The organism is Anaerovibrio sp., assembly GCF_024697385.1.
GTDB lineage: Bacteria > Bacillota > Negativicutes > Selenomonadales > Selenomonadaceae > Anaerovibrio.
In genome coordinates this window covers 1-3,638 of record NZ_JAILFV010000059.1, presented here as the reverse complement: position 1 = coordinate 3,638, position 3,638 = coordinate 1, and the positions used below count along the sequence as shown (strand labels likewise).

Annotated in this window: 5 protein-coding genes; all 5 read right to left on the bottom strand. The window is 43.0% G+C overall.

The features are described from left to right. Positions 1–141: 141 nt before the first annotated feature. Complete coding sequence (locus K6C05_RS02995; RefSeq protein WP_296731057.1) at positions 142–279, bottom strand: hypothetical protein; 138 nt, start codon at positions 277–279, stop codon at positions 142–144. A 241-nt stretch (positions 280–520) separates the two neighbouring features. Then, positions 521–724: a hypothetical protein gene (locus K6C05_RS02990; RefSeq protein ID WP_296731056.1), complete on the bottom strand. Its 204-nt coding sequence runs from the start codon at positions 722–724 to the stop codon at positions 521–523. Further along, a complete protein-coding gene (locus K6C05_RS02985) occupies positions 724–990 on the bottom strand; it encodes a hypothetical protein (RefSeq protein ID WP_296731054.1) in 267 nt (88 codons plus the stop codon). The genes K6C05_RS02990 and K6C05_RS02985 overlap by 1 nt, the downstream gene beginning before the upstream one ends. A 42-nt stretch (positions 991–1,032) precedes the next feature. Next, positions 1,033–2,055, bottom strand: a complete 1,023-nt coding sequence (locus K6C05_RS02980; protein WP_296731052.1) for a DUF3102 domain-containing protein — start codon at positions 2,053–2,055, stop codon at positions 1,033–1,035. Beyond that, the coding region (locus tag K6C05_RS02975) for a PcfJ domain-containing protein (RefSeq protein ID WP_296731049.1) at positions 2,052–3,638 on the bottom strand (1,587 nt) is incomplete at its 5' end. The genes K6C05_RS02975 and K6C05_RS02980, both read right to left, overlap by 4 nt.

Below are 3,638 nucleotides of genomic sequence, written 5' to 3'. Positions count from 1 at the left end.
TTTAATTCTTTCATCAAGCCCCAAAGCGGGGTTAACCCGCTTTTAAAAATTTATTTTTTATCCCTTGGAGCTATCTTTCTTCTATTAATAATTACAAAGTAACAAGATTTATAAATATCTCACACACTTAGACGATTAAATTCATCCCATCACCACCAGACATACCCATACAAACACAAATCCAAGTACAATCCTTGCACACAATCTCATTACATCTTCAATTCCTTTATAAAACTCTCGCTTTACCTCCCACTTCCTGCGGACATCACTTTTTTTCATTTTTAATATCCTCCCTAAAAGAACATGACCATAGTACTGGTAAAAAATGCCTGCACTCCGTACAATGCTGCTGATGTACGATCCCCCTGAACTTTGGGCACATTATCCCAGAATGAACCAACCTTTCACAAACCTTACAGCCAATTTTTGGGTCAGTTAAATAATTCATGATACAATAACCTCATAGACACCTTTTATCTTTTAATTCTTTTTTGCAGGCAGCCATAATGGCTGTCTTTTTTTATTCCAATTCTTCCATACTGACAAAATCAAAGGCCGTACTGCCAGTGAAGCCTAAAACATCCGTTAAAATGCTATATGCCATCAGACGAGCACCAGCTACCTTATCAGCTGATCTCCCATATTTCCCTACAAGGTTCTGCAACTCTACCTCTATGGTCTCCAATGTCTTTGTAGTATTTTCTGTAAAGCCACTTCTGTTCATTATTTTTTCCTCCTAAGGTATTCCGATATATGTACCCTACGGCTAACTTCGTCCAGGAGATCATATACATTTCTCCCGGATATAATTGCCATGTGCCTAATCACATATGCAATACATCCCAAGGCATCCGCATCCTCTCCAGTTATCCCTGTATATGTCTTAGGGTCATCTTTACTACCTTTTATTACAACTACCACAGCATCGGACTCTAATTGAGCTGCATCAATAAAATTCTGTATAAATTTTTCTTTTTTATGTATAGTCATCTTGATTACCTTTCATATCCAAACCGCATCCGGATGCGGTTTTCATACAGCCTGAACTGTGGTAGTAAGCATCTTCTTAAAAATTGTCCGGTATTTTTCCGCCTTATCCTCATCAATCTTGCCTAACCATTCAACAGACGCCTGAAGCTCCGCCCGAATATTTTCAAAATGATGAGCAAATTTCTTTTCTGCTTCACTCGTTTCAGGCTTTGCCTTTTCCAGCTCCGCTATTTTAGCTTTAAGAGCTTCCATTTCTTTAACGGTTTCTTCCGGTACCTTTTCCACAACAGCCGCCTCCACAGGGGCATTTTTTATTGCCTCGTTTTCCTGCTTCAGCTCCGCTATTTCCTTTTCCAGCTTCGTTTGTGATTCCATAGCCGCCGCCTGGGCATCGTTATATAGTGTCTGATACTTTTCCATTTCTGCCAGCTTATCTTTGAGAGCTGACAATTCCGTATTGTCCCCGGCCCGGTTAAGCTGCTTCTGCAGTTCGTCCATATCGTGCTGATATTTGGCCTTTAAATCATCGAGTTCAGCATTTGCCTTATCCAGCTGCTCCTGCTTTAACTTTGCAAAGTTATGATTCTGTTCCTCGCGGGCCTTTACAGCATTAAGTTCCCTTATTGCAGCCTCCAGCTCCCGCTTGGACATATCCTGCAAATCCTCTTTGTGTTCAGACATGAACTCAAAGCACTGCTCCTCATCCTTAATGGACATCAAGGCCAGCATCTGGGACCGGTTCAACTTGGCCACCTGCTCAGGGTCTGCATTGGCTCCAAAGAGCTTCTGCTGGCCATTACCAAATCTTTCATATATAGAGATAATGTTCTGAGCCGTTCTCTCGGAATAGTCCACATTATCCTTTAACCAGTGTGACCAATTACCATGGCCCACAGCTCCCTTGGCCTGGATGAGCCGCTTGCCTATCTCCAATGTGGCGTTCTGTACCACGGCCAATGTCTGGGCCTTAATGGTGTTAATCTCAGTCGCCAGCCTTGCCAGCTTGTCTGCCTCGGTCTCATTAGCCAAGGCTGTGTTTGTTGTTGTCATTTCCATATCACTCATACTGCTTTACTCCTTTTCAGTTTTGCCTGTTCAAAGGCTTTTATAAAATTCTTGACCTCCGCTGGCAGGTCTTTATTGAACTTGCCACGGGCCTGGATAATTGTATTGCTTGGACTTATTTCCATTGTGCCAAGTGATGTCTCCGGTGCGTTGATGCTGCGGATATACACTACATTTGTTAGGCCTTTTGCCACTCTCTCAACGTATGTTCCAACACAGTTGTGCATATCGGTACCTTCGCGCACAAGGTCAGCCACCTTATCAGGAACAACTATCATGAAGCCCATTGCCTCAAAGCTGTATTTTTGCTTATTTTTGGCCTTTCGTTTCTGGTATTCTGTCTCTTCCTTCTTGAGCTGCAGTGATGCTATCTCAACTTTTTGGTTGCTGTGAATTCTAGCCAAATCCTTTGGCCACAGTGTGGATTTGCTCTGCATATCTGCGCCCAGCTTGATGCAGTTCCTGATGTAGTCAGCATATAAGCCCACATCTATCCTGCAGTCCGGATTTTTCTCCTGCTGGGTGTCGAGGTATTTAAGCAGCTTGTCCAAGTTGATATTTTTAATGGTTTCCAGATTACGACCATACCAGCCATACTCCATGCGCTTGACTACCTGCCTCAAAGATACCTTTTCGCCGCCATTCATCTTGCGGGCATCCTGCCACAATTTAATTTTGCCAAGGGGTATGGTGTCATAATCATCCTGATCCAGTTCCCCAGACTGCTGTCTAACGTCCAATAAAAACCGTTTATCTGCCTTGGTCAGCTTGCGACGGGTAATTTTGTCCAGTGTTTTACCTCGCATATTAAAGACGGTGTTAAGTGTTGGGTGTGAATTATCTTGGATATCTTCATATACAGTCTCATCCAGCCCTATCTTTGCCAGATATTCCATAGCTCTTGGATATCTGCACATGAACTCCAATGTTTTGATAAACCTGTCAAAATTTCTCCACCTTGCAATAACGTCAAAATATGCCTCCCAGCAGTGCATCAATGATGTAGTCTTGACCAGCTTGGTCAGCTCATAAGCAGCGGGACCTAATACCTCCATGTTTCCCATATCGCCATACATTCCCTTATATACATCCTCTCTGAGTCTGATAACATTTCTTATGTATGGATTGCGGTCCCAGTAATATATGGAATTATCCTTTGAGAAACCGCTAGCATATATTTTGTATTTATCCGCTGCATAGACCGCGCCTTTACCTGGTACAAAAACATAATCCGCGTCAACAGTCCGAAAAGGTTTATCATTCCACGGCTCCGAGCTGTGATATTTATAGTGGGAAAAAACCACAGTGCAGGTGATAACATCATCATCCACCCGGCTTTTGTCATAATGGTAAGAGATAACAGTCTGGGTAAGACTCTTCATACCACGCCATGGGTGCTTGACATATAGCCGCCTTCTGCAGTTCGGGCATTCACATTCGGAGTTATGCCCACAATGGTCCGGTATAATGATATCCTTGCCGCAGGCTGTACAAACTGCCTTTTGCCTATCTTCTTTAGACCGGCAAAATATATAATTGGTCTTGGCCCTTCTGTCGATTTTCTCGCAGAACCGCTTTGGTAT

Bases quoted from the DNA above. Each gene is read 5' to 3' on its own strand.
- K6C05_RS02995 (WP_296731057.1), bottom strand. From the start codon at position 279: ATGAAAAAAAGTGATGTCCGCAGGAAGTGGGAGGTAAAGCGAGAGTTT.
- K6C05_RS02990 (WP_296731056.1), bottom strand. From the start codon at position 724: ATGAACAGAAGTGGCTTTACAGAAAATACTACAAAGACATTGGAGACC.
- K6C05_RS02985 (WP_296731054.1), bottom strand. From the start codon at position 990: ATGACTATACATAAAAAAGAAAAATTTATACAGAATTTTATTGATGCA.
- K6C05_RS02980 (WP_296731052.1), bottom strand. From the start codon at position 2,055: ATGAGTGATATGGAAATGACAACAACAAACACAGCCTTGGCTAATGAG.